General features: G+C 66.7%; 25 protein-coding genes. 15 read left to right on the top strand and 10 right to left on the bottom strand.

All coding sequences use genetic code 11. From position 1 onward, the window contains the following. Position 1 precedes the first annotated feature (1 nt). The 5 genes from UB43_RS14295 to UB43_RS14275 are packed head-to-tail and all read left to right on the top strand — an operon-like array spanning position 2 to position 4,623. Positions 2-1,975: a heme lyase CcmF/NrfE family subunit gene (locus tag UB43_RS14295; protein ID WP_045212027.1), complete on the top strand. Its 1,974-nt coding sequence runs from the start codon at positions 2-4 to the stop codon at positions 1,973-1,975. Positions 1,976-1,977: 2 nt separating this feature from the next. After that, positions 1,978-2,520, top strand: coding sequence for a thiol:disulfide interchange protein DsbE (gene dsbE / locus UB43_RS14290; protein ID WP_017520316.1), 543 nt, complete (start codon positions 1,978-1,980; stop codon positions 2,518-2,520). Continuing rightward, on the top strand, positions 2,517-2,987 hold the full coding sequence (locus tag UB43_RS14285; RefSeq protein WP_045212024.1) for a cytochrome c-type biogenesis protein: 471 nt from the start codon (positions 2,517-2,519) through the stop codon (positions 2,985-2,987). The genes dsbE and UB43_RS14285 overlap by 4 nt, the downstream gene beginning before the upstream one ends. After that, complete coding sequence (gene ccmI, locus UB43_RS14280; RefSeq protein WP_045212023.1) at positions 2,984-4,195, top strand: c-type cytochrome biogenesis protein CcmI; 1,212 nt, start codon at positions 2,984-2,986, stop codon at positions 4,193-4,195. The genes UB43_RS14285 and ccmI overlap by 4 nt, the downstream gene beginning before the upstream one ends. A gap of 23 nt (positions 4,196-4,218) precedes the next feature. Further along, on the top strand, positions 4,219-4,623 hold the full coding sequence (locus UB43_RS14275) for a lipoprotein (protein WP_045212021.1): 405 nt from the start codon (positions 4,219-4,221) through the stop codon (positions 4,621-4,623). Positions 4,624-4,732: 109 nt separating this feature from the next. Here the strand turns inward: UB43_RS14275 and UB43_RS14270 are convergent, their stop codons facing one another. Beyond that, on the bottom strand, positions 4,733-5,935 hold the full coding sequence (locus UB43_RS14270) for a GGDEF domain-containing protein (RefSeq protein WP_045212018.1): 1,203 nt from the start codon (positions 5,933-5,935) through the stop codon (positions 4,733-4,735). Positions 5,936-6,196: 261 nt separating this feature from the next. On the opposite strand from UB43_RS14270, the gene UB43_RS14265 reads away from it, so the two are divergent. The 3 genes from UB43_RS14265 to UB43_RS14255 all read left to right on the top strand — a co-directional run bounded on the left by UB43_RS14265 (position 6,197) and on the right by UB43_RS14255 (position 9,691). Then, on the top strand, positions 6,197-6,910 hold the full coding sequence (locus UB43_RS14265; protein WP_045212015.1) for a lipoate--protein ligase family protein: 714 nt from the start codon (positions 6,197-6,199) through the stop codon (positions 6,908-6,910). A gap of 58 nt (positions 6,911-6,968) precedes the next feature. Then, on the top strand, positions 6,969-8,783 hold the full coding sequence (locus UB43_RS14260) for a monovalent cation:proton antiporter-2 (CPA2) family protein (RefSeq protein WP_045212012.1): 1,815 nt from the start codon (positions 6,969-6,971) through the stop codon (positions 8,781-8,783). 83 nt (positions 8,784-8,866) lie between these two features. Next, positions 8,867-9,691 (top strand): enoyl-CoA hydratase/isomerase family protein, encoded by an 825-nt coding sequence (locus UB43_RS14255; RefSeq protein ID WP_045212010.1) that lies wholly within the window; start codon positions 8,867-8,869, stop codon positions 9,689-9,691. Between the two features lie 19 nt (positions 9,692-9,710). Here the strand turns inward: UB43_RS14255 and UB43_RS14250 are convergent, their stop codons facing one another. Next, positions 9,711-9,977 carry a hypothetical protein gene (locus tag UB43_RS14250; protein ID WP_045212007.1) on the bottom strand — a complete coding sequence of 89 codons (267 nt, stop codon included), beginning with the start codon at positions 9,975-9,977 and terminating at the stop codon, positions 9,711-9,713. A gap of 479 nt (positions 9,978-10,456) precedes the next feature. Continuing rightward, positions 10,457-11,179 (bottom strand): RNA pseudouridine synthase, encoded by a 723-nt coding sequence (locus UB43_RS14245; protein ID WP_045212004.1) that lies wholly within the window; start codon positions 11,177-11,179, stop codon positions 10,457-10,459. Between the two features lie 104 nt (positions 11,180-11,283). On the opposite strand from UB43_RS14245, the gene UB43_RS14240 reads away from it, so the two are divergent. Continuing rightward, a complete protein-coding gene (locus UB43_RS14240; protein ID WP_045212001.1) occupies positions 11,284-11,907 on the top strand; it encodes a hypothetical protein in 624 nt (207 codons plus the stop codon). 9 nt (positions 11,908-11,916) lie between these two features. Here the strand turns inward: UB43_RS14240 and UB43_RS14235 are convergent, their stop codons facing one another. The 3 genes from UB43_RS14235 to UB43_RS14225 form a co-directional block, all read right to left on the bottom strand. Further along, on the bottom strand, positions 11,917-12,525 hold the full coding sequence (locus tag UB43_RS14235; RefSeq protein ID WP_052969547.1) for a DUF4893 domain-containing protein: 609 nt from the start codon (positions 12,523-12,525) through the stop codon (positions 11,917-11,919). Positions 12,526-12,581: 56 nt separating this feature from the next. Then, the gene (locus UB43_RS14230; RefSeq protein WP_045211998.1) at positions 12,582-13,691 is read right to left on the bottom strand and encodes an AI-2E family transporter; all 1,110 of its coding nucleotides are present in this window, start codon (positions 13,689-13,691) and stop codon (positions 12,582-12,584) included. A gap of 184 nt (positions 13,692-13,875) precedes the next feature. Continuing rightward, positions 13,876-14,076, bottom strand: coding sequence for a hypothetical protein (locus tag UB43_RS14225; protein ID WP_024765957.1), 201 nt, complete (start codon positions 14,074-14,076; stop codon positions 13,876-13,878). A gap of 157 nt (positions 14,077-14,233) precedes the next feature. Between UB43_RS14225 and UB43_RS14220 the strand changes: the two genes are divergently transcribed. Together UB43_RS14220 and UB43_RS14215 are read left to right on the top strand one after the other, a co-directional pair. Next, positions 14,234-16,003, top strand: coding sequence for an ABC transporter transmembrane domain-containing protein (locus UB43_RS14220; protein WP_045211993.1), 1,770 nt, complete (start codon positions 14,234-14,236; stop codon positions 16,001-16,003). 114 nt (positions 16,004-16,117) lie between these two features. Then, positions 16,118-16,954 (top strand): S1 RNA-binding domain-containing protein, encoded by an 837-nt coding sequence (locus UB43_RS14215; protein ID WP_045211990.1) that lies wholly within the window; start codon positions 16,118-16,120, stop codon positions 16,952-16,954. A gap of 5 nt (positions 16,955-16,959) precedes the next feature. On the opposite strand, the gene UB43_RS14210 is transcribed toward UB43_RS14215, so the two are convergent. The 3 genes from UB43_RS14210 to UB43_RS14200 form a co-directional block, all read right to left on the bottom strand. Then, positions 16,960-17,373 (bottom strand): DUF5064 family protein, encoded by a 414-nt coding sequence (locus UB43_RS14210; protein WP_045211987.1) that lies wholly within the window; start codon positions 17,371-17,373, stop codon positions 16,960-16,962. Between the two features lie 77 nt (positions 17,374-17,450). After that, entirely contained in the window at positions 17,451-18,881 is a 1,431-nt protein-coding gene (arcD, locus tag UB43_RS14205; protein WP_045211985.1) for an arginine-ornithine antiporter, read from the bottom strand. Positions 18,882-19,103: 222 nt separating this feature from the next. Beyond that, positions 19,104-19,658, bottom strand: coding sequence for a hypothetical protein (locus UB43_RS14200; protein WP_045211982.1), 555 nt, complete (start codon positions 19,656-19,658; stop codon positions 19,104-19,106). Between the two features lie 238 nt (positions 19,659-19,896). On the opposite strand from UB43_RS14200, the gene def reads away from it, so the two are divergent. Further along, on the top strand, positions 19,897-20,436 hold the full coding sequence (def, locus tag UB43_RS14195; protein ID WP_045211980.1) for a peptide deformylase: 540 nt from the start codon (positions 19,897-19,899) through the stop codon (positions 20,434-20,436). Positions 20,437-20,523: 87 nt separating this feature from the next. Here def and UB43_RS14190 read toward each other — a convergent pair whose 3' ends face one another. After that, entirely contained in the window at positions 20,524-21,381 is an 858-nt protein-coding gene (locus UB43_RS14190; protein WP_045211978.1) for a MurR/RpiR family transcriptional regulator, read from the bottom strand. A gap of 186 nt (positions 21,382-21,567) precedes the next feature. Here UB43_RS14190 and zwf point away from each other — a divergent pair, with 186 nt between their 5' ends. Genes zwf through UB43_RS14175 form a run of 3 tightly spaced genes read left to right on the top strand, consistent with a single transcriptional unit; the run spans position 21,568 to position 24,405 of the window. Beyond that, positions 21,568-23,037 (top strand): glucose-6-phosphate dehydrogenase, encoded by a 1,470-nt coding sequence (gene zwf, locus UB43_RS14185; protein ID WP_045211975.1) that lies wholly within the window; start codon positions 21,568-21,570, stop codon positions 23,035-23,037. Then, positions 23,024-23,740: a 6-phosphogluconolactonase gene (gene pgl / locus UB43_RS14180; RefSeq protein WP_045211973.1), complete on the top strand. Its 717-nt coding sequence runs from the start codon at positions 23,024-23,026 to the stop codon at positions 23,738-23,740. Before zwf ends, pgl begins: the two co-directional genes overlap by 14 nt. A 17-nt stretch (positions 23,741-23,757) precedes the next feature. Then, entirely contained in the window at positions 23,758-24,405 is a 648-nt protein-coding gene (locus UB43_RS14175; protein ID WP_045211971.1) for a bifunctional 4-hydroxy-2-oxoglutarate aldolase/2-dehydro-3-deoxy-phosphogluconate aldolase, read from the top strand. The last annotated feature ends 148 nt before the right edge of the window (positions 24,406-24,553 follow it).

Genomic DNA, 24,553 nt, shown 5'->3' with positions numbered 1-24,553 from the left:
CATGGTTCCCGAACTCGGCCACCTCTCGCTGATCCTCGCGCTGTGCATGGCGCTGGTGATGTCCTTCTTCCCGCTGGTCGGCGCCTGGCGCGGCGATCGCCAGTGGATGAGCCTGGCGCGCCCGGCAGCCTGGGGGCAGTTCGCCTTCCTGCTGTTCTCCTTCGGCTGCCTGACCTGGGCCTTCCTGCACGATGATTTCTCGGTGGCCTACGTCGCCAGCAACTCCAACAGCGCGCTGCCCTGGTTCTACAAGTTCAGCGCCGTGTGGGGCGCCCACGAAGGCTCGCTGCTGCTCTGGGCACTGATCCTCGGCGGCTGGACCTTCGCCGTGTCGGTGTTCTCCCGCCAGTTGCCGGAAGTGATGCTGGCCCGCGTGCTGGCCGTGATGGGCATGATCAGCACCGGCTTCCTGCTGTTCCTGATCATCACCTCCAACCCCTTCAGCCGCCTGCTGCCGCAGGTGCCGGCGGACGGCAACGACCTCAACCCGTTGCTGCAGGACCCCGGCCTGATCTTCCACCCGCCGATGCTCTACATGGGCTACGTGGGCTTCTCGGTCGCCTTTGCCTTCGCCATCGCCGCACTGCTCGGCGGCCGTCTCGACGCCGCCTGGGCGCGCTGGTCGCGTCCCTGGACGCTGGTGGCCTGGACCTTCCTCGGCGTCGGTATCGTGCTGGGCTCCTGGTGGGCCTACTACGAGCTGGGCTGGGGCGGCTGGTGGTTCTGGGACCCGGTGGAAAACGCTTCCTTCATGCCCTGGCTGGTGGGCACCGCGCTGATCCACTCGCTGGCGGTGACCGAGAAGCGTGGCGTGTTCAAGAGCTGGACCGTGCTGCTGGCCATCGCGGCCTTCTCGCTGAGCCTGCTGGGCACCTTCCTGGTTCGTTCCGGCGTGCTGACCTCGGTGCATGCGTTCGCCTCGGACCCCGAGCGCGGTGTGTTCATCCTCGCCTTCCTGCTGGTGGTGGTCGGTGGCTCACTGACGCTGTTCGCCCTGCGCGCGCCGGTGGTCAAGAGCCAGGTCGGCTTTGCCCTGTGGTCGCGCGAGACCCTCCTGCTGCTGAACAACCTGATCCTGGTGGTCACCGCCTCGATGATCCTGCTCGGCACCCTCTACCCGCTGGTGCTCGACGCCATCAGCGGCGCCAAGCTGTCGGTCGGCCCGCCGTACTTCAATGCGCTGTTCGTGCCGCTGATCGCCATCCTCATGCTGGCCCTGGCGGTCGGCGTGCTGGTGCGCTGGAAGGACACCCCGACCCGCTGGCTGCGCAACATGCTCACCCCGGTGCTGATCGGCACCGTGGTGCTGGGCGGTCTCGGCAGCTTCCTGTACGGCGAGCTGCACTGGGAAGTGCTGACCGTGTTCATGCTCGCCGCCTGGGTCGTGCTGGCCGGTGTGCGTGACTTCTTCGACAAGGTCCGCCACAAGGGCGTGATCGCCGGTGCCGCGGGGCTGAACCGCAGCTACTGGGGCATGCAGCTGGCGCATTTCGGCATCGCCATCTGCGCCATCGGCGTGGTGCTGACCAGCCAGTTCAGCGCCCAGCGCGACCTGCGCATGGCGCCGGGCGAATCGGTGGAGCTGGCCGGCTATCAGTTCCGCTTCGAGGGCACCCATCACTTCGAAGGCCCGAACTTCACCTCCGACAAGGGCACCATCCGCGTGACCCGCAACGGTTCCGAAGTCGCCACGCTGCACCCGGAGAAGCGCCTGTACAGCGTGCAGAACTCGATGATGACCGAGGCCGGCATCCACGGCAGCCTGACCCGCGACCTCTATGTCGCCCTGGGTGAGCCGCTGGACAACGGCGCCTGGGCCGTGCGCGTGCACATTAAGCCCTTCGTACGCTTCATCTGGCTCGGTGGCCTGCTGATGGCCCTGGGCGGCGTACTGGCGGCGCTGGACCGCCGCTATCGCCTGAAAGTGAAAACGCGTGTACGCGAGGCCTTGGGCCTCGCCGGACAGGGAGCCTGAGTGTGAAGCGTGCGATCCTGCTGTTGCCCCTGGCGATCTTCCTGGTCGTCGCGGTATTCCTCTTCCGTGGCCTGTGGCTGGACCCCAGCGAACTGCCGTCGGCGCTGATCGGCAAGCCGTTCCCGGCGTTCTCCCTGCCCAGCGTCACCGAGCCGGGCAAGACCTACACCGAGGCCGATATCAAGGGCAAGCCGGCGCTGGTCAACGTCTGGGGCACCTGGTGCCCGACCTGCCGCTTCGAGCACCCGGTGCTCACCGACCTCGCCGCCAAGGGTGTGGTCATCTACGGCATCAACTACAAGGATGATGGCGCCGCTGCGCAGAAGTGGCTCAAGGAGCTGCACAATCCCTACCTGCTGAACATCGCCGACGCACAGGGCACCCTGGGCCTGGACCTGGGCGTCTACGGCGCGCCGGAGACCTACATCATCGACAAGGACGGCATCATCCGCCACAAGCTGGTTGGCGCCGTCGACGAGAAGGTCTGGCGTGAACAGCTGGCGCCGATCTACCAGGGCCTGGTCGACGAAGCGGAGGGCAAATGAAGCGTCTGCTTGCCGCCGCCGCGCTCGGGCTGTGCCTCACCGGCATGGCCCACGCCGCCATCGACACCTACGAGTTCGCCAACGACGCCGAGCGCGCGCGCTTCCGCGACCTGACCACCGAGTTGCGCTGCCCCAAGTGCCAGAACCAGGACATCGCCGATTCCAATGCGCCGATCGCCGCCGACCTGCGCAAGCAGATCTACACCCAGATGGCGGCCGGCAAGAGCAACCAGCAGATCGTCGACTACATGGTCGACCGCTACGGCGAGTTCGTGCGCTACAAGCCCGAAGTCAGCGAGCGCACCTGGCTGCTCTGGTTCGGCCCCGCCGCGCTGCTGGGCCTGGGCGTGATCGTCATCGGCGCCATCGTCGCGCGCCGCCGTCGCCCCGCCGCTGCCACTTCCACCACGCTGTCCGCCGAGGAGCAGGCGCGTCTCGACCAATTGCTGGATAACCAAGACAAATGATCGATTTCTGGCTCGCCGCCGGCCTGCTGTTGCTGGTGGCCCTGGCATTCCTCCTCGTCCCTCTGCTGCGCGGCCGCAAGGCCCAGGCCGAGGAAGACCGTACCGCCCTCAACGTCGCCCTGTACCAGGAGCGCCTGGCTGAACTGACTGCCCAGCGAGACGCCGGGACCCTCGACGACGCCCAGCTCGAAGCCGGGCGCGCCGAAGCGGCCCGCGAGCTGCTCTCCGATACCGAGGGTGCCAGCGAGGACCGTCGCTCCCGCCTTGGCCGCGCCGCACCGCTGGTAGTCGCGCTGGTCCTGCCGTTCCTCGCCCTGGGTCTCTACCTGCACTGGGGCGCCAGCGACAAGGTCGAGCTGGCCCGCGAGTTCGCCACCGCGCCCAAGTCCATGGAAGAGATGACCTCGCGCCTGGAGCGTTCGCTGAAGGCTCAGCCGGACTCCGCCGAAGGCTGGTATTTCCTAGGCCGCGCCTACATGACCCAGAACCGCGCCGCTGACGCCGCCAAGGCCTTCGAGCAGGCCGCGCGCCTGTCCGGTCGCCAGCCGGAAGTGCTCGGCCAATGGGCCCAGGCGCTGTACTTCGCCGGCGACAAGGCGCTCAGCCCGCAGGTTCGCGACCTGGCTGACGAAGCGCTGAAGAAGGACCCGCAGGAGGTCACCACCCTCGGCCTGCTCGGTATCGCCGCGTTCGAGGACGAGAAGTACGCCGACGCCATCGATTACTGGGGCCGTCTGGTCACCGTGCTGCCGCAGGACGATCCGTCCCGCGACGCCATCGCCGGTGGCATCGAGCGCGCTCGCCAGCGCATGGTCGAGAAGGGCCAGACTCCGCCCGAGGCGCCGGTTGCCGCCGCCACCGCTGGCGTGACCCTGAAGGTGAAGGTCGACCTGACCGAGGCCGTGAAGGGCCAGGTCAAGCCGGACGACAGTGTGTTCGTCTTCGCCCGCGCCGTGAGCGGCCCGCCGATGCCGCTGGCGGTGAAGCGCCTGAAGGTCTCCGACCTGCCCAGCGAGGTTTCCCTCAGCGACGCCGACGCGATGATGCCGCAGCTCAAGCTCTCCCAGCATCCGCAGGTGCAACTGGTCGCGCGCATCTCCCGCGCCGGCAATGCCACCGCCGGGGAATGGATCGGACGAAGTGCTTCGTTGTCTACTTCCCAGGCGGGCGAGCAGAGCGTGACAATCGACAGCCCGGATCAGAAGTAATCACGACAAGAGAGGGTTGAGCGATGAAGGGCAGATTGCTGGCGCTGGGCGCCATGCTGGTACTGGGTGGTTGCGTGGTGCAGCCGCAGCAGCCGGAGCAACCGCCTTCGCACGTACCGCCGCCCTCGCAACCGAGCAAGCCGATCCCGCCGGCCAGGACTTCCAGCGCGCCGATCACTCCGCAGCCCAGCGCAGCGCCGGCCGCCAAGCGCCCGACCCAGTTCGCCCCGCCGCCCGGCGGCAAGGGCCGCTGGGACGCGAGCCTCGGCGTCTATGTGATCCAGGGCCAGAAGGACCTCTTCTACCGCCAGCGTACCTACTACCACTGGGACAACGGCTGGTACTGGGGCGTCGGCCCGCAAGGCCCGTGGACCGAGACCGACAGCAGCGGCGTACCGCCGGGGCTGACGCGCAAATACGCGCAATAACGCGGGCTTTTCGTAGGAGCGANNNTGCTCGCGAACCGCTTGACGCCGGTGTCGCCGGGAGTCTCGTTCGCGAGCAAGCTCGCTCCTGCAGGTTCCACCGAGGCGGCGTTCAATCGAACGTCCCCATCTCCGTCCCCAGCGCTATCACCTCCACCCGATTGCGTCCGCTCGCCTTGGCCTTGTACAGCGCCTTGTCCGCCGCCGCGTAGAGCCCCTCGTAGGTGCCCGGTATGCCGGCCTCCAGGCAGGCGATGCCAAAGCTCGCGGTGAGGTAGAGCAGACCGTCCTTCATCGGCAGCGGGGTTTCCTCCAGCAGCCGGCGCACCTTCTCGGCGATGACCCGTGCCTGGGGCTGTGAGGTGTCGGGCAACAGCAGCAGGAACTCCTCGCCGCCCAGGCGTGCCACGCTGTCACCCGTGCGGGTGTAGTTCCTCAGCAGGCTGGCGGTGTGGCGGATGACTTCGTCGCCCAACGGGTGGCCGTAACGGTCGTTGATGAACTTGAAATGATCCAGGTCCACCATGAGCAGGCTGATCGGCGCCGGCTGGCGGGCGGCGCGCGCGAGCTCCATGCCCACCAGCTGGTCGAACTGGCGGCGGTTGAACAGCCCGGTCAGGGGGTCGTGGCCGGCGAGGTATTCCAGCTGGCGGTTCTTTTCTTCCAGCTCCAGCCTTTGCTGGCGGAGGAACTCGCGCTGGCGCAGGTTGCGCACATGGCTGTGCCAGAGGATGAACGACAGCACCAGGCCGATGCCGCAGATGGTCAGCCCGCCCATCTGGTTCGACAGGCGCAGCTGCGGGCTGGCCTGGGTCAGCGTCATGGTCAGCTCGAAGACGGCCAGCGCGAGGATATAGAGCGTGACGGACAGGCTCGGGCGCAACAGGATGATCAGCGAGGTGGCCACCGAGGCCATCAGGAAGGGGGTAATGCTGCTGGTGACCTGCTGGTCGGTGCCGGTGATGGCGATGCCGAATCCCAGCAGCAGGATGCTGCCCAGTACGGTCAACGTTTGCATGTACCACAGGGGCGCTTGGCGTCGGGGTGGGGAGGCCAGCCAGGCGAGCAGGCCGAGCAGGCTGAAGAGCACGGCGACCACGGCGTGGACGCGGATGATATCCAGCCGCCAACCGTCGTATTCGGGGCGGGAACCCTGCAGGTTGAGGCGGAAGACCAGGATGTGGACCAGGTCGAAGGGCACTGCCAGCAGGGCTGAGAAGTACAGGCGCCGCAGGTTTTCCCGGGCGATAGGCAGCGCCAGTGCGTCGTTGACGGCAATGGCGTGGTGCAGACGCTGAAGCAACGTCCTGGACACGGGCTCTGGCCTCCTGCGCAAGTGCCGGCCAGTAGCAGGATAGACGCAGCGCCGCTTCGCTGCGGCATGGATTGAGATCGACGTGACCTGGCGCGGTGCCACGGCAGTCACAGCCCGCTACGCTGAAATTTCCGGGTGCGGCAACAAATTGGCTTGGAACATTGTCGGATAAGCCCTCGGCGGGCATAGTCCGCAACCCGGTTTATCCAAGGACGCTGCCATGAACCCCCAGGACGCTGTCATGAATCCAAGGTCGCTCTCATGAACAAGGTGCAACGACTGTCGGCGCAACAGGGCCTGGACGCCGAGCGCGCGCTGCTCGACGCCACCTTCGCCGGTGAGCGCGACAGCGGCCTGCTGTTCTGGAGCCCGCTGGAGCAGTCCCTGGTGATGCCGCGACGGCTGAGCCGCCTGGAGGGCTTTGCCGCCGCCGAGGCCGCCTGCGCCGGGCTCGGCTGGCCGATCGCCCTGCGCGACACCGGCGGCGAGCCGGTACCGCAGTCCGCCGGGGTGCTCAACGTCGCGCTGGTCTATGCGATCCCGCCGGGCGACAACGAGCAGACGCGAATCGAGACCGCCTACCTGCGCCTGTGCCAGCCGCTGTGCGACTGGCTGGCGGCCCTCGGCCTCGATCCGGGCCTGGGGGAAGTGGAGGGCGCCTTCTGCGACGGCCGCTACAACGTCAATCTGGGCGGTCGCAAGCTGGTGGGCACCGCCCAGCGCTGGCGCCGCCGGCCCAGCGACGGGCGCTACGTGGTGCTGGCCCACGGCGCCATCCTGATGGAAAACCAGCGCGAACCCATGGTCGCCGCGGTGAACGCCTTCTACGAGCGCTGCAGGCTCGAAGCCCGTGTGCGTGCCAGCAGCCATGTCGCGCTGGACGAGCGCTACGAGCAGCCCTGGGACCAGGTGCACGCCCTGGCCGGGCAGTTTCAGCGGCACCTGCTGGCCGAGGGCGTGGCGCTGGATGTGTGAGATGAACTATGTGGGTGGATTTTCGCTTCGCCCCACCTCTTCCAAGGAGTCTTGATAGATGGAACATGGGACGAATTACCTGCAGTCGGCAGTGGTCTTCCTGCTCGCGGCGGTGTTCATGGTGCCGCTGGCCAAGCGCCTGCAGCTGGGCGCCGTGCTCGGCTACCTGCTCGCCGGGGTGTTCATCGGCCCGTCGCTGCTGGGGCTGATCGACAACCCCGAAAGCGTCGCCAGCCTGTCCGAGCTGGGCGTGGTGCTGCTGCTCTTCATCATCGGCCTGGAGCTTTCGCCCAAGCGCCTGTGGGTGATGCGCAAGCAGGTGTTCGGCGTCGGCCTGGCGCAGGTGCTGCTCACCGCGCTGGCCATCGGCAGCGTCGCGGTGCTGGCCTTCGACATGCCGGTGAATACGTCCGTGGTGCTGGGCGGCGGCCTGGCGCTGTCGTCCACCGCCTTCGGCCTGCAGATCCTCGCCGAGCGCAAGGAGCTGAACAGCCCTTATGGCCGTCTCGGCTTCGCCATCCTGCTGTTCCAGGATATCGCCGCCATCCCGTTGATCGCCATGATCCCGCTGCTGGGCGCGCGCGCCGATTCGGCGGCTCCGGGCGGCGACCTGGCCCACGTCATGGAAGTGGTCGGCAGCATTGCCGTGGTGGTCATCGGCGGACGCTTCCTGCTGCGCCCGGTGTTCCGCTCGGTGGCCCGCACCGGTCAGGCCGACCTGTCCACCGCCACCGCGCTGCTGGTGGTGGTCGGCACCGCCTGGCTGATGGAATGGGCCGGTGTGTCCATGGGGCTGGGTGCCTTCCTCGCCGGCCTGCTGCTGGCGGACTCGGAATACCGCCACGAACTGGAAGCGCAGATCGAACCCTTCAAGGGCCTGCTGCTCGGCCTGTTCTTCATCAGCGTGGGCATGAGCGCGGACCTCGGCCTGCTCAAGAGCGAGCCGCTCGTGGTGCTCGGCCTGACCTTGCTGCTGGTGGGCATCAAGCTGCCGTTGCTGTTCCTCATCGGCCGTCTGGCCGGCGGCCTGGACAAGGTCTCGGCGATCCGCCTGGGCGTGCTGCTGGGCGCCGGCGGCGAGTTCGCCTTCGTGGTGTTCAAGCTGGCCCTGGCCCAGGGGCTGATGGACGGCAAGCTGCACTCGCTGCTGGTGCTGTGCATCACCTTGTCCATGGCGATGACGCCGCTGCTGGTGCTGGCCCTGGCGCGCAGCATCAAGCCCAAGCCCGCTGTATTGCGTGAGCCCCCGCCCGAATACCGCCAGCTGCCGGACGACGCGCCGCGCGTGGTGATTGCCGGCATGGGCCGGATGGGCCAGGTGGTCGCCCGTATCATGCGCGCCCAGGGCGTGCCCTTCGTCGCGCTGGATACCTCGGTGGACACCATCGAGCTGACCCGCAGCTACGGCAATATCCCGATCTTCTACGGCGACCCGCTACGCCCGGAAATCCTCCGCGCCGCCCAGGTGGAGAAGGCCGAGTTCTTCGTCGTCGCCACCGACGACCCGCAGACCAACATCGAGACCGCGCGGCTGGTGCGCAAGCTCTACCCGCACCTGAAGGTCATCGGCCGGGCCCGTAACCGCCAGCACGTCTACCACCTGCTGGACGCCGACGCGACCCCGGTGCGCGAGACCTTCCACTCGAGCCTGGAGATGAGCCGGCTGCTGCTGACCGGCCTGGGCCTGAACGAAGAACAGGTCGCCGCCCGCATCCGCCGCTTCAAGCGCCACGACGAAGCGGTGCTGATGGCCCAGTACCGCGTCTACGACGACGAGACCGCGGTCATCCAGACCGCCCGCGAGGCGCGCAAGGAGCTGGAAACCCTGTTCGAGGCGGACCACCTGGAAGACCAGGGCATCGGCCACCACTGACGGGCCATTCCGCGCATCGATAGTGCTGGGGCGCCACCCGCGCCCCGGCGCATCCTCGGGCCTTCGCAACGGAGGCCCCATCGATGAGCGACTACCGCACTTTCACCCGTGAAGACCGTGACGGCGTTGCCGTGGTGAGCTTCGACCACCCGCCGATCAACCTGGTCGACCGCGCCATGGTCATTGACCTGCTGCACCTGGCCGATGAGCTGGAGCGCGACAGCGATACCCGCGTGGTGCTGTTCCGCAGCGCCAATCCGGACTTCTTCCTCGCCCACTATGACCTCGGCAGCCAGCTGGATGCGCCGCCGATGAAGATGCCCGCCGGCATGGCCAGCCCGCTCAGTGCGCTGTTCAGTCGTTTCAGCCGGCTGCCGCAGGTGACCATCGGCGAACTGCGCGGCCGCGCCCGTGGGGCCGGCAGCGAGTTTCTGCTGGCGCTGGACATGCGCTTCGCCTCCCGCGAGCGTGCGCTGCTCGGCCAGCCGGAAGTGGCGGTCGGCCTGTTGCCCGGTGCGGGCGGCACGGTGCGCCTGGCGCAGATGCTGGGGAGGGGCAGGGCGCTGGAGGTCTGCCTAGGGGGAGAGGATTTCGACGCGGACATGGCAGAGCGCCACGGCTGGATCAACCGGGCGCTGGCGGACGCGGAGCTGGAGGGGTTCTGCGAGGCTCTGGCGCGACGCATTGCGGCCTTTCCGGCGGCGGGCATTGCCCATGTGAAGGCGGTGGTGGAGCAGGTGACGGCGGCGGATCAGGCGGCGCTGGTGGAGGAATCGCAGCGCTTCGTCGGTGACATGTCTGCCCCGGAAACGCTGGAGCGGGTGCGCTGGATGATGGACAACGGCGGCCAGCAGGACGGGGATCTCGAGCGCGACCTGGGGGCCGCACTCGGGCGCTACCCGGGCTGAATCGCTGGCGAGGACGGCTTCATGCGGTTTTCGCCAGGATCGGATCGTTCGCTACGGCGACCAGTACCGGTCGGGCCAGTTGGTGTTTCACCGCCGGACGCGGCTGGCGGCTGACCGAGGGGCGGCGGTCGGGTATCACCACGGCCGAGCCCGGCGAGCGCAGGGTCAGCACGGCGATGCCACCGGCCAGCAGCGTGGTGGCGAGCACGACGCTGGCCAGCGCGACGTAAAGCAGCAACTCCACCAGGGAGCCAACGAGCAGCAGGAAATCGAGAATGACTTGCATGGTGGTGTCCTCTTGACGATCCGTTGGGGGCGTCTCGCGAGTAGCTTGTTCGCCCCTGCGGCCCGTCTGCGGGGCCGGCGAATCTCCTGCCAGCGAGTTGATGGGGCAAAGATGCCGCGCGCGGACTATCAAGAGAACTGAATGCGTCGACTGGTGACTATCGACGTTATCAATAACGGCTGGAAGCCGCGTGGCAGAGCGGCTCTTTGCGGGATGTGGGGCGGTGGTTCGTGCAGGAGCGCGCCCACAACGCTTTTCTAAAAAAGCGGTCTGCTCCTTTAGGGAAAGTCCTGCTCGGAGGCTGGCCCTCTACCGGAAGGGAGAGGGGACCGTTCGGAACAGGACGAAACCAAGATGTCAGTCGGTACGATCTGCTCCCTCTCCCTTCGGAGCGGGGCGCGGAGCCAGGGCGGGGGAGAGGGAGCCCAGGCAGGGACGATCGAAGGACGACGGTATTGGCTCCTTTTGCAGAAGCCGCCTCAGAACTTCTCGCCCGGCTGCAGGAAGCGCCACTGGCCGGCGGGCAGCTTGCCCATGGCCACGCCGCCCAGGCGCAGGCGGCGGATCGACAGGGCGTGCAGGCCGACGGCCCGGCACATGGCGCCGATCTGCCCGGGGCGGAACTGCTTGCCGGCGAAGCGCAGGCGGGTCTCGCTCTGCCAGCTGACTTTCAGCGGCGGCAGCTCGCGGCCGTCGATGACCAGGCCACGGCACAGGCGCTTCAGGCCGTTGTCGGCCATCTGCCCGCTGACCTCGACCACGTACTCGTGCTCGATGTTGTCCGCCTCGTCCACCAGGCGGCGCTGCACGCCGCGGCTCTGGGTGTAGACGAGCAGGCCGCTGGCGTCGGTCTCCAGCACGGTGGTGTTGAACTGGTGGCCGAAGTGTTTGCGCAGCAGGCGCTGTTGCAGGTTGTCCTCGGTCCAGCGCTTGTCCGGCGTCAGCAGTTGCTGGGCGGAGTTGGCGCCGTTGCCGCTGCCCAGGCCGACCGGTTTGTGCACGAGGATGGTCACCGGCGGAATCGGTTCGGGAGAGGCGCCCGGCAGCAGTTCGATGCGCTGGGTGTCGACCTTGAACTGTGGTTCCTCCACGCGCTGGCCGTCGACCGTGACCCAGCCACCCTCGATGTACAGCTCGGCGTCGCGGCGCGAACAGGGCAGCAGCTCGGCGAGACGCTTGGACAGGCGGATGGCTTCGGACATTTCGGGTAACCAGGCAGGGGAAAGCGTCCATTGTAACCGCAAGCCGGCAGAATGATCCGCGCGGTGTCCGGTCACAACCTCAGACCAAGCTACGAGGAAGTGCGATGCGGATCACCCTGATCGATGGCCTGGGCTGGGACCTGGACGAACACGGCAGCGGCGGCCTGATCAACAAGCGTGGCGAGAAGGTGCACCTGCGCCAGGGCGACATGGACGGTGCCTGCGGGCCCTACTGCCTGGTGATGGCCATGCTTGCCCGCAATCAGCTGGCCCGGCGCCAGGCCAAGGGGCTGGCGCCGGTGGATTCGCGGACCCGCTACGGGCGGCTGATGGAGGCGCTGAACCAGCATGAGACGCTGGTGCGCGTCGGCACCACCGGCGCGGATCTGCTGGAGCTGCTCAAGGTCATCAGCGACAAGGAATACCGTGTCGAGCGCGGCAGTGGTGCGCGGATGGTCGAGCTGACCCGGCGCCATCTGGACGAGAATATCCCGGTAGTACTGGGCTTCCACGGCCGCAAGGACAGCGATATCCGCCACTGGTGCCTGGCGGTAGGGATGAGCGAGGACGCCTTCTTCCTGCTCGATCCGGCCCATGACCTGCAGCGCGGGCTGGCCTGGAATGCGGTGCTCACCACCCAGGCCAATGGCTCGCGCTTCGGCTATCGCTACCTCAACGCCAGGGGCACTTGGGCGGTGACGCTCAAGGAGATGGTGGCGCTGCTATGAGAGCGCGGCTCAGCGGGTGAAGCGGAACAGGTTGTAGCCGCCGAGCTGTTCGGGCACCAGCAGCACGAAGCCGTCGTAGGAGTTGCGCACCACGCCGACCACGTCGGTCTCGCGTGCGGCGGCCTGTTCGAGACCGCTGTAGCCGACCTGCGGGTCTTCGTTCACCGAAGCGCCGCCGACGAACACCAACTGCTTGTCGTCCAGGCGCTGCAGGTAGCCGCTGATGCGCTGCGAGCCGCTGGTCTTCTCCAGGAACAGGCCCTTGGGCGTCTGCCGCACCGAGCACTTGAAGTTGGGGTAGCCGTACAACGCTTGCGCTTCGAGCTGCACCGACCGGCACTTCCAGTTGCCGGTCAGGGCGGCATCGGCGAGTGGTTCCGGGTCTTCCAGGACGATGCGGTAGAGGTTCAGCGCTTCGTTGCGGGTGGTTTCGTCCACGCTCTGCTGGAACTGATCAAGCAGGTGCTTGACCTCGCCATCGAGGGTCGTCAGGCGTTGCTGGTCGGCAGCGTTGACCACGGCGGGCCAGACGGTCGCGGTGTCCTCGGCGAAGGCCAGCGGGGAGAGCAGCAGGCCGGCGGCGAGCAGGGCAGCGGTGAGGGAGCAGCGTTTCGACATCTTGTGCATTCCATTGCAGGGGGAAATCCCGCGGCGTGCTGCGCGGGTGAGAGGTTTCAGGGGGCGTCCTGAACGGGCGGCTCGATGGGCGGAGCGACCGGCGCCTCGCGCTCGTGGACCCAGGACATGAACAGCTCGTAGCCCAGCGCCAGGACCACCGGGCCGACGAACAGGCCGATGATGCCATTGCTGAGCATGCCGCCCAGGGCGCCAATCAGGATCACCGGCATCGGCACCTTGCCGCCGCGGCCGAACATCAGCGGCTTGAGGACGTTGTCGGAGAGGCCGCCGGCCATGGTCCAGATCGTGAACAGGATGGCGACCAGCAGCGAATCGTTGGTCATGAACACATAGATGATCGCCGGGATGGTGATCAGCACCACCGGCAACTGGGTGATACCCAGCAACAGAACCCCCAGGGCCAGCAGGCCGGCGCCGGGGATGCCCATGACGACGAAGCCCAGGCCGAGGATCATGGTCTGGATGAAGGCCACGCCGACCACGCCCTGGGCTACCGCGCGGATAGTGCCGGTGCACAGCTCGGCCAGCCCCGGCCCGCGGTCAGGGCCGGAGATGCGGATGGCGATGTCGCAGGAGGTACGGCTGCCCAGTTCGCCGTAGGCCATGATGATGCCGGCGATGACAAACGCCGCGAGGAACTGCATCAGGCCCATGCCCGCACCCGCTGCCTGGCCCGCCAGGGTCTTGGCGACGCCCTGCAGGTGCGGGGCCATCTGGTGCACCACGCCCATGAAGTCGGTGGCGACGCGTGTCCAGAAGGGATAGACGTACTGCCCGATCACCGGCCAGGTCTGCACCGAGTCGGGCGGCAGCGGAATCTGCAGGGTTCGGTTCTGGATGGCGTGCACCAGGTCGCGCACCGAATCGGCCATCGACATGCCGATCACCACCACCGGCACCAGCAGGATCACCAGGCCGAGGATCACGATCAGCGTCGCTGCGCTGTTGGTCCGCCCGCCCAGCCAGCCGCTGAGCAACTGATGCAGCGGGTAGAGGGTGATGGCGAGGATCACCGACCAGAGCATGAGGTCGAGGAAGGGATGGAAGATGCGGAAGCAGAACAGGGCCAGCAACAGGATCAGGCCGGCGCGGATCAGCACATCGAGCAGGTTGCGCGACAGCAGCTTTTCCGGGGAGGGCAGCATGGGGTGCTCCTTGCAGCGGGCGCGACGTGGCCCAGTCCTTAACTATCGGCGGACTCTGCCCGAGTGCAAGGTATTCAGGCAATAAAGGAAGTGCGGTATTGCGCGGCGATCGAGAAAAGCGGGAGGGGGAACAGCGGAGGAGGCGGGCAGCCTGCCGAGGTTCGGCAGGCCTGCCGGCGGGGTATTACTTCTTGCCGAGGCTGATGTGGCGGCTCGGTGCGCCGTAGTTCTGACCGGTCACGCCCTTGGCGATCTGCTGGATCTCACCGCCGGAGTTCAGGAAGGCGGCGATCTGGGCTTCCAGGGCTTCGCTGGTCGCGGTAGCGGCGGGAGCCTTGGGGGCGGCTTTCTGGCGGGTGGAGGGCTTGGTAGTCATATCTGCCATACCTGTCTGCGCAAATTGGCCGCCCATTGTACATCAAACGAGCAGCTTTCGGGGCGGTTCTGGAACGAACGGTCCCATTCGGCTGCCTGAATCGTCCTTCGCGCGCCTTGTAGCGGCAGTGCTACCCTCTGCGCACTCCGGCCTTTCAGAGCCCGCCATGTCCCTGCTGTCGTCCCGCCAGCGCAATGCCTTGCGCCTGGCCCGCTCGTTCCTCGCCCCCTACCGCTGGCGTGCCCTTGGCGCCTTGCTGGCGCTGCTGTTCACCGCTGCCATCACCCTGTCCCTGGGGCAGGGCATCCGCCTGCTGGTGGACCAGGGCTTCATCACCCAGTCCGAGCAGTTGCTCACCCGCGCCATCGGCATCTTTTTCCTGCTGGTGCTGTGTCTGGCGGTGGGCACCTTCGTGCGCTTCTACCTCGTGTCGTGGATTGGCGAGCGCTTCGTCGCCGACATCCGCCAGCGCGTGTTCGACCACCTGATCGAGCTGCACCCGGGTTTCTACGAGAACAACCGCTCCTCGGAGATCCAGTCGCGCCTGACCGCCGACACCACGCTGCTGCAGTCGGTGATCGGCTCCTCGCTGTCCATGGCGCTGCGCAACGTGCTGATGCTGCTGGGGGGAGTGATCCTGATGTTCTTCACCAACGCCAAGCTGACCAGCATCGTGGTCGCCTCGCTGCCGCTGGTGATCGCGCCGATCCTGCTGTTCGGCCGCCGCGTGCGCAGCCTGTCGCGGCTCAGCCAGGACCGCGTGGCGGACGTCGGCAGCTACGTCGGCGAATCCCTCGGCCAGATCAAGACGGTGCAGGCCTACAACCACCAGGCGCAGGACCGCGCGCGCTTCGGCCGTACGGTGGAAGACGCTTTCGACACCGCACGCAAGCGCATCATGCAGCGCTCCTGGCTGGTCAGCGTGGTGATCCTGCTGGTGCTCGGCGCCGTCGGCGTGATGCTCTGGGTCGGCGGCATGGACGTGATCGCCGGGCGCATCAGTCCTGGCGATCTCGCGGCCTTCGTGTTCTACAGCCTGATCGTCGGCATGGCCTTCGGCACGCTGAGCGAGGTGATTGGGGAACTGCAGCGCGCCGCCGGTGCGGCCGAGCGTATCGCCGAGCTCTTGCGGGCGCGCAGTGAAATCCATGCCCCGACCAGCGACCTGCGGCACTTGCCCGAGCGCATCGTCGGCAGCATCGACTTGCGGGGCGTGCGCTTCGCCTATCCGTCGCGCCCGGAGCAGTGGGCCATCGACGGCATCGACCTGCGCGTGGAGCCGGGCGAGACCCTGGCGCTGGTGGGGCCGTCGGGCGCCGGCAAGTCCACTTTGTTCGACCTGTTGCTGCGCTTCTACGACCCGCAGCAGGGGCGCATCCTGATCGACGGCCAGCCCATTGCCCAACTCGACCCGACGGACCTGCGCCGCAGCTTTGCGCTGGTGTCGCAGAACCCGGCGCTGTTCTTCGGCACGGTGGAAGAGAACATCCGCTACGGCCGACCCGGCGCCAGTGATACGGAAGTCGAGGCCGCCGCCCGCGCGGCCCACGCCCACGAGTTCATCCTGCGTTTGCCGCAGGGTTACCGAACGCACCTGGGCGAGAGCGGCCTGGGCTTGTCCGGCGGCCAGCGCCAGCGCCTGGCGATTGCCCGAGCGCTGCTGGTGGACGCGCCTATCCTGTTGCTGGACGAAGCCACCAGCGCGCTGGATGCCGAGAGCGAACACCTGATCCAGCAGGCGCTGCCAGGGCTGATGCGCGACCGCACCACGCTGGTGATCGCCCACCGCCTGGCCACGGTACTCAATGCCGACCGCATCGCGGTGATCGAGCACGGCCGCCTGGTCGCACTGGGGCGACACGCCGAGCTGGTGGCGAGCAGCCCTCTGTATGCGCGTCTGGCAGAGCTTCAGTTCGGCCAGGCGGAACACTTGTAGGAGCGGGCCATGCCCGCGATGTGCGTCGATGACGCATGCCCGATCCGGCAACCGGCGGCAGCCATATCGTGCCAATGCGCGTAGAATGCCCGCCCCGTTCACGAGGTAAGCGTCATGGCAGTCATAGGTCGGTTCAATTCGTTGCAGGTGGCCAAGCACACCGATTTCGGTCTCTACCTGGATGGCGAGAGCCACGGCGAAATCCTGCTGCCCAAGCGCTACGTACCGAAGAACGAACCCACTGAAGTGGGCGACTGGCTCAACGTGTTCATCTACCTGGACAGCGAAGACCGCCTGATCGCCACTACCCAGAAGCCCAAGGTGCAGGTCGGCGGCTTCGCCAGCCTCAAGGTGGTGGAGGTCAACCGTGTCGGGCTGTTCCTCGACTGGGGCCTGCCCAAGGACCTGCTCCTGCCGCACTCGGAAGAGAAACGTCCGCTGCAGGTTGGCGACTACTGCGTCGTTTACGTCTACCTCGACGAACGCACCCGCCGTATCACCGCCACGGCGCGCCTGGACCGCTACCTGGACAACACCCCGGCGAACTACAAGGCCGGCCAGCAGGTGGACCTGCTCGTCGTCGAGCGCACCGACCTGGGCTACAAGGCCATCATCGATGGCAAGCACTGGGGCCTGATCCACAAGAACGAAGTCTTCAAGTTCATGCGCAATGGCCTGCGCGAGACCGGCTACATCAAGGAAATGCGCGCCGACGGCAAGATCAGCCTGAGCCTGCAGCCGGCTGGCGCCGGCCTTTCCGATGCGCTGAGCGAGCAGATCCTCAAGGCCTTGCGCGAGGCCGGCGGCCAGTTGGCGCTCAGCGACAAGAGCCCGCCGGAGCTGATCGCGCAGCAGTTCGGCGTCAGCAAGGGCAACTTCAAGAAGGCCATCGGCGGCCTGTTCAAACAGGGCCTGATCGTCATCCACGACGACGGTATCGAACTGGTCTGACCGGCTCAGCCGCGTCCGCGAACGATGGATTCGGCCACCGCGCAACGCGGCTCGGCCGGGGCCAGCGAGCCCATGCGCTGCAGGTCGACCGGCGTGCCCGGCTCGGCCTTCAGTCGACGGCGCAGGTCGTCGAACACCCGGTCATGTTCCTTGCGAAAGCGCAGCACCGGCCCGCGGCAGACCCGCAAGCCGTGGCGGCGCAGAATGCGCGTGGCGCTACTGGCGAAATTGAAGGCGAGGTCGCCGGGCAGATCGAAGCCGTCCTTGAACGGCTGGCCGTCGATCTCGCCGTCCAGTTCGAATTTCACCAGGGCATCCCGGCTGGCGGCATTCTCCACCCTGTAGCTCAGGCGGATGCGGTACTGCTGGCGGTCGAGGCCGGTGCTGGAATGGATAGTGACCTCGGCGGGCGTGCTCATTCTCTTCTCCTGAAGTCAGCCAGTTCTCCTGGAAAGCAAAAGCCCGCGGCCTGAGCCGCGGGCATCGGCGCCGAACCTCAGAGGCTCAGCTGTCCGGAATAGAGACCGTAGCCGGCGCCCAGCGTCGCGGCCAGCAGGACGGCGAAGATCAGTCCTTCCGCCTTGCTGAATACGCGCTCGCCACGCTCGCGCTTGGCCATGATGAACAGCACCACGCCCGGCGTGTAGAGCAGCGCCGAGAGCAGCAGGTGATCCATGCCGCCTGCATACACCAGCCACAGGCTGTAGATGAGGGCGATGGCACCGATTACCAGGTCCTTGCGGCGCTCCCGCAGCAGGCCTTCGTAGCCTTCCCCGCGCAGGCTCAGCAGTACGGCATAGCCGGCGGAGAACAGGTAGGGCAGCAGCGCCATGGAGGCGGCCAGGTACACCAGGCTGGTGTAGGTGCTGGCGGCGAACAGGGTGACCACCAGGAACACCTGCACCGTGGCGTTGCTCAGCCACAGCGCGTTCACCGGCACGTCCTTGTCGTTCTCGCGGGCGAGGAACCTGGGCATGGTGTGGTCCTGGGCGGCAGCGAACATGATCTCCGCGCTCAGCAGAATCCACGCCAGCAGCGCGCCGAACAGCGAAACGACCAGCCCGGCGATGATCAGCACCGCACCCCAGTGGCCCACCACGTGCTCCAGCACGTAGGCCATGGACGGGTTGGGCAGCCCGGTCAGTTGCGCCTGGCTCATCATGCCCATGGACAGCACGTTCACCAGCACCAGCAGCGCCATCACTGAGACGAAGCCGATCACCGTGGCGGTGCCGACGTCCGAGCGCTTCTTCGCGTGGCTCGAATACAGGTTGGCGCCCTCGATGCCGATGAACACCCAGACGGTGATCAGCATCATGTTGCGCACCTGGCTCATCACGCTGTCGAAATCGACGTGGCCGTGGCCCCAGAAGTCGGCGGTGAACAGGTCCATGTCGAAGGCCACCAGGCCGATCAGGATGAACAGCACGATCGGCACGACCTTGGCGATCGTGGTGACCTGGTTGATGAAGGCCGCCTGCTTGATCCCGCGCAGGATCAGGCAGTGCAGGCCCCACAGCAGCAGGGACGAGCAGACGAAGGCAATGACCGTGTTGCCCTGGCCGAACACCGGGAAGAAGTAGCCCAGCGCGCTGAAGATCAGCACGAAGTAGCTGACGTTGCCGAGCATGGAGCTGATCCAGTAGCCCCAGGCCGAGTTGAAGCCGATGTAGTCGCCGAAGCCGGCCTTGGCATAGGCGTAGACGCCCGCGTCCAGTTCCGGTTTGCGGTTGGACAGGCTCTGGAAGACGAAGGCGAGCATCAGCATGCCGATGCCGCTGATGGCCCAGCCGATCAGCACCGCGCCGGGGCTGGCGCTTTTTGCGACGTTCTGCGGCAGCGAGAAGATGCCGCCGCCGATCATGGAGCCGACCACCAGGGCGGTGAGCGCGGCCAGACCGAGTTTCTGGTTGGGCGATGAAGACATGTCCCAGCCTCCTGAGAAATGGGGAGCTCGAATAGTTTCGAGTTCGACCGGAGGCACTCGGCTGACATGAATCAATAGCAAGCTAACGGTTTCTGAATGATTCCTGAACGGCAGCCATTCTCGTCCTGCCGACAGGATTTCGAGCGGCCCGCAACTGGCAGGCCGCTGGCCGCCAGGGCGCGGAGAGGGTACGCATGGTCACCGGCGCGCGGCCGGTGCGCCTTACATCATGTGGCGGAAGCGGTTCCAGGCCTGCTCGACGGAGAGCCACCAGGCCGGCATGGCACTGCCGAAGCCGGCGATCTCCAGGCGCGGGTGGTGGCGCACCACCATGTCCAGCACCGGTTCCTGCTCGGGCTTCACGTCGACGAAGAACACGTGGCGGCCTTCATGCAGGTTGTCCTGGAATCGGCGTACGTCGCCGCTGGGGCGCTGCAGGCCGAAGAAGCTGCTTTCCCACAGGCTGAAGCCCAGCAGCACCGCGGCGAGGAAGACCACGGGAATCCAGCCGGCCGCCGTCTGCGTCCAGCCGCTCAGATAGCCGACCACCAGCACCAGCACAGCCAGCGCGGCGCCGATCATCAGGCCGATCTTGCCCCAGTGCACCACGTCCTTCTTCATCATCGAGGGCACTTCATGGAGACGGTGCTCCTGCATTTCCGCGTCGCTGTCGCTGAGCACATGCATCTGTTCGATGCCGATGCCGCTTTCGGAAAGCTCCTGCTCGACCTGCTCCAGGTCGTCCAGGTTGTCGCTGATGTAGTAATGCCTGTTCATGACGAACCTCACGCCCCTCGGAATGAAAGTTCCCCCAGGGTCCGACCGCCATCTGCCGTGAAATTCGGCAAATATCCGTCGTTCGATGGTTGCCGTCGCAGACCAGTCTAACACCGTGGCGCTGCGGGCTCCGTGGCGCTGCCCGGCGGTCGCGGGCTTGCCAGACCGCTTGCAGGGGCCGAGGATGCAGCTCTCATTGGAAGCATGCCGCTTTCACGCAACGGCGAACGAGGCCGAGATGATCCGCGAGATTCTCAAGATGGGCGACGAGCGCCTGCTGCGCATCGCCCCACCGGTGCCCGAGGCGCTGATCGGCAGCGCCGAGCTGAGCCAACTGATCGACGACCTGTTCGAAACCATGCACCACGTCGGCGGCGTAGGCCTCGCCGCGCCGCAGGTTGGCGTCGACCTGCAACTGGTGATCTTCGGCTTCGAGCGCAGCGAGCGCTATCCGGATGCGCCGGCGGTGCCGCCGACCATCCTGCTCAACCCGGTGATCACGCCCGTCGGCGATGAGCTGGAAGAGGGCTGGGAAGGCTGCCTGTCGGTGCCGGGCCTGCGCGGTGCGGTGAATCGCTACCAGCGCATCCGCTACCAGGGCGTCGACCCGCAGGGCCAGTCCATCGACCGCACCGTGGAAGGTTTCCACGCCCGCGTGGTGCAGCACGAGTGCGACCACCTGATCGGCCGCCTGTACCCGTCGCGAATCACCGATTTCAGCAAGTTCGGCTTTACCGAGGTGCTGTTCCCGGGGCTCGATCCGGCGGCGGATGACTGATCCGTTTGCGGTCTTTCCCTGTAGGAGCGGGCCATGCCCGCGATCGCGCGCGTGGCGCGCTCCTACAGGTTGGTTGCCTCGTCTACCTCAGCTTTCCTCATCGAGCTGGTAGCGAGTCGGCACCAGGCTCTCCTTGATCTTGCGCAGGTGCGGCTGGAAGTCCACGCCACGGCGCAGGGTCACGCCGGTGGCGAGCACATCGAGCACGGTCAGCTGGATGATCCGCGAAGTCATCGGCATATAGATGTCGGTGTCCTCGGGCAGCGGAATGTCCAGGCTCAACGTGCTGGCGCGGGCCAGCGGCGAGCCAGCGGCGGTCAGGCCGAGCACCGAGGCGCCGTTCTGCCGCGCCAGGTGCGCCACGTCCACCAGCTCGCGGGTGCGCCCGGTGTAGGAGATCACCACGAACAGGTCGCCGGTGTGCGCCACCGAAGCGATCATCCGCTGCATCAGCACATCGCTCTGCGCCGATACCGCCAGGTTGAAGCGGAAGAACTTGTGCTGCGCGTCCAGCGCCACGGAGCTGGACGCGCCGAGGCCGAAGAAGTGGATCTGCCGGGCCTGGATCAACAGGTCCACGGCGCGGTCGATCAGCTTCGCGTCGAGGACTTTGTGGGCGCTGTCCAGCGAGGCGATGGTGCTGCTGAAGATCTTGCGCGTGTAAGCCTCGGGGCCGTCGTCGGCAGCCACCGCCTGGGTCACGAAGGCCGCGCCGCTGGCCAGGCTCTGGGCCAGCTGGATCTTCAGCTCCGGGTAGCCGCTCATGCCGAAGGAGCGGCAGAAGCGGTTCACCGTCGGTTCGCTGACGCTGGACGCCTGGGCCAGCGCGGCGATGCTGAAGCGCGTGGCCTGCTGCGGGTCGCGCAGAATCACTTCGGCGACTTTGCGCTCGGCCTTGTTCAGCTCTTCCAGACGGCTCTGGATCTGCTCCAGCAGGTTTTTCATCCGTGCTCCTTGGGCAATCGACGGTTGGCCGGGTAGGTGCGGCCAGCGGCGCTATCCTAACGTCAGGCCGGCAGGCGACCAACAACGGCGCGAGTTGGCAAAAATATGTTGTTTAATTACTACATATTTGTCTTAATGCCGGCGTAGAAGGCTAACTATCGTCCAAAATTTGGTTGGTAACAACAAATGCCTGAAGTACGTGTTCTGCCCTGCACCCTCGCGCTGTTCGGCGCCCTGGGTGATCTCGCCCTGCGCAAGCTGCTGCCGGCGCTCTATCAGCTCGACCGCGAAGACCTGCTGCACCGCGATACCCGCATTCTCGCCCTGGCCCGCGACGACGGCGCCAGCGAAGAGCCCCTGGCGACCATCGAGAGCCGCCTGCGCCAGGCCGTGCCGACGAAGGAGTGGGACGAAACCGTCTGGGCCCGCTTCCAGGCGCGCCTGCATCACCTGAGCATGGATTTCCTCGACGCCGGCTCCTACCAGGCGCTGGCCGAGCTGGTGGGTGACGAGAAGACCCTGGTCGCCTATTTCGCCACCGCCGCCTCGGTGTTCGGCGGCATCTGCGAGAACCTCGCTGGCGCCGGTCTTGCCGAGCGCACCCGGGTAGTCCTGGAAAAGCCCATCGGCCACGACCTGGAATCGTCCCGCGCGGTGAACGACGCGGTGGCACGTTTCTTCCCGGAAAACCGCATCTACCGGATCGACCACTACCTGGGCAAGGAGACGGTGCAGAACCTCATTGCACTGCGCTTCGCCAACAGCCTGTTCGAAACGCAGTGGAACCAGAACCACATCTCCCACGTGGAGATCACCGTGGCCGAGAAGGTCGGCATCGAAGGCCGCTGGGGCTACTTCGACAAGGCCGGCCAGCTGCGCGACATGGTGCAGAACCACCTGCTGCAACTGCTCTGCCTGATCGCCATGGACCCACCGGCGGACCTTACCGCCGACAGCATCCGCGACGAGAAGGTAAAGGTACTGCGCGCGCTGGAACCCATCGCCCCCGAGCAATTGGCGACCCGTGTGGTGCGTGGCCAGTACACCGCCGGCTACATCGACGGCAAGGCCGTGCCCGGCTATCTCGCCGAGGAAAACGCCAACCCCAACAGCGATGCCGAGACCTTCGTCGCGCTGCGCGTGGATATTCGCAACTGGCGCTGGTCCGGCGTGCCGTTCTATCTGCGCACCGGCAAACGCATGCCGCAGAAGCATTCGCAGATCGTCATCCACTTCAAGGAACCGCCGCACTACATCTTCGCCCCGGAGCAGCGCTCGCTGATCAGCAACCGGCTGATCATCCGCCTGCAGCCGGACGAGGGCATTTCCCTGCAGGTGATGACCAAGGACCAGGGCCTGGGCAAAGGCATGCAATTGCGCACCGGTCCGCTGCAACTGAATTTCTCCGAAACCTTCCAGACCGCGCGGACGCCGGATGCCTACGAGCGGCTGTTGCTGGAAGTCACGCAAGGCAGCCAGAACCTGTTCGTCCGCAAGGATGAGATCGAGGCTGCCTGGAAATGGTGCGACGGTCTGATCGACGGCTGGGGTCGCCTGGGCGAGGAGCCCAAGCCCTATCCGGCCGGAAGCTGGGGGCCGCAGGCCTCGGTTGCCCTGATCGCACGCGACGGGAGGGACTGGTATGGCGATCTTTGAACCCCAACTGGCTGAAGGTATGGCCTGGAAGACCTGGAACAACGCCGCCGAGCAGGCTCGCGGCCTGGCCGAAGCGGTAGCCGACTCGCTGCGCGAGGCATTGATCGAACGCGGCCGCGCCCTGCTGGTGGTATCCGGCGGGCGCAGCCCGGTGGCTTTCCTCGAAGCCTTGAGCGGCGCGGTGCTGGACTGGTCGAAAGTGACCGTCAGCCTCGCCGACGAGCGCTGGGTGCCCGAGTCGCATCCGGACAGTAACGCCGGCCTGCTGCGCCGCCACCTGTTCAAGGGCGCGGCGGCCAAGGCGCAGTTCATCGGCATCTACCAGCCGGCGGCCAGCCTGGAAGAGGCGGCCGACAAGGCCGACCGCTACCTGCATGAACTGATGCTGCCCATCGATGTGCTGGTGCTGGGCATGGGCGACGACGGCCACACGGCTTCGCTGTTCCCCGGCAGCGCCCACCTGGTGGAGGCGCTCGACCCGGCCGGCACGCGCCGTTGCCTGCCGATGTGGGCACCGACCGTGCCGCACCAACGCCTGACCCTGTCCCGCGCCGTACTGCAGGGCGCGCGGGTGCAGATCCTGGCCATCCAGGGCGAGTCCAAGCTGGCCACGCTGAGCCAGGCGCTCAGCGACAACGACGACCAGCGCATGCCGATCAATGCGTTCCTGCGTTCGCCTCTTTCGATCCACTGGTGCCCCTGAGGCACGGAGTTACCGCAATGTCTGAACAACACATCCAGCAGATCGATGCCCTGGCGCAGCGTGCTCGCATCCTGCCGGTGATTACCATCGACCGCGAGGCGGACATCCTGCCCATGGCGGATGCCCTGGCAGCCGGCGGCATCACCGTTCTGGAAGTGACCTTGCGGACGTCGCTGGGCCTCACCGCGATTCGCCAGTTGAGCGAGCAGCGCCCGGAGCTGATCATCGGCGCCGGCACTGTGCTCGACCCGAAAACCTTCGCCCTGGCGGAAGAGGCGGGGGCGAAGTTCGTCGTCACCCCTGGCTGTACCGACGAGCTGCTGCAGTACGCGGTAACCCGCCCGGTGCCGCTGCTGCCCGGCGTGGCCACCGCTTCGGAAATCATGGCGGCGTACCGTCACGGCCTGCGTCGTTTCAAGCTGTTCCCGGCGAAAGTCGCCGGCGGCGTGGAAGCGCTCAAGGCTTTCGGCGGACCGTTCCCGGACATCCGTTTCTGCCCCACCGGCGGCGTCGGCCCGGACAACCTGAATGACTATTACCGCCTGGCCAACGTGATGTGCGTGGGCGGCAGCTGGATGCTGCCCAAGGCCGCCGTCGACAGCGGCGACTGGGCCACGGTCGAGCGCCTGAGCCGTGAGGCGCTGGCGCTGCTGGACACACACTGAGCTGTCCTGATCTGGACATGCCCGGCTTTACGCCGGGCTTTTTTATGGGGGCTTCTGTAGTTGAGCAGGGCTGCCGTGCGGGTTCGCGAGCAAGCTCGCTCCTACAGAAAAACGAGTCCGGTGCAGGACTGCCCCCTGTAGGAGCGGG

Source organism: Pseudomonas sp. 21 (assembly GCF_000955805.1).
Taxonomy (GTDB): domain Bacteria; phylum Pseudomonadota; class Gammaproteobacteria; order Pseudomonadales; family Pseudomonadaceae; genus Pseudomonas.
Note: the sequence above shows the minus strand (reverse complement) of the source record. Positions and strands in the feature narration are given on the sequence as shown.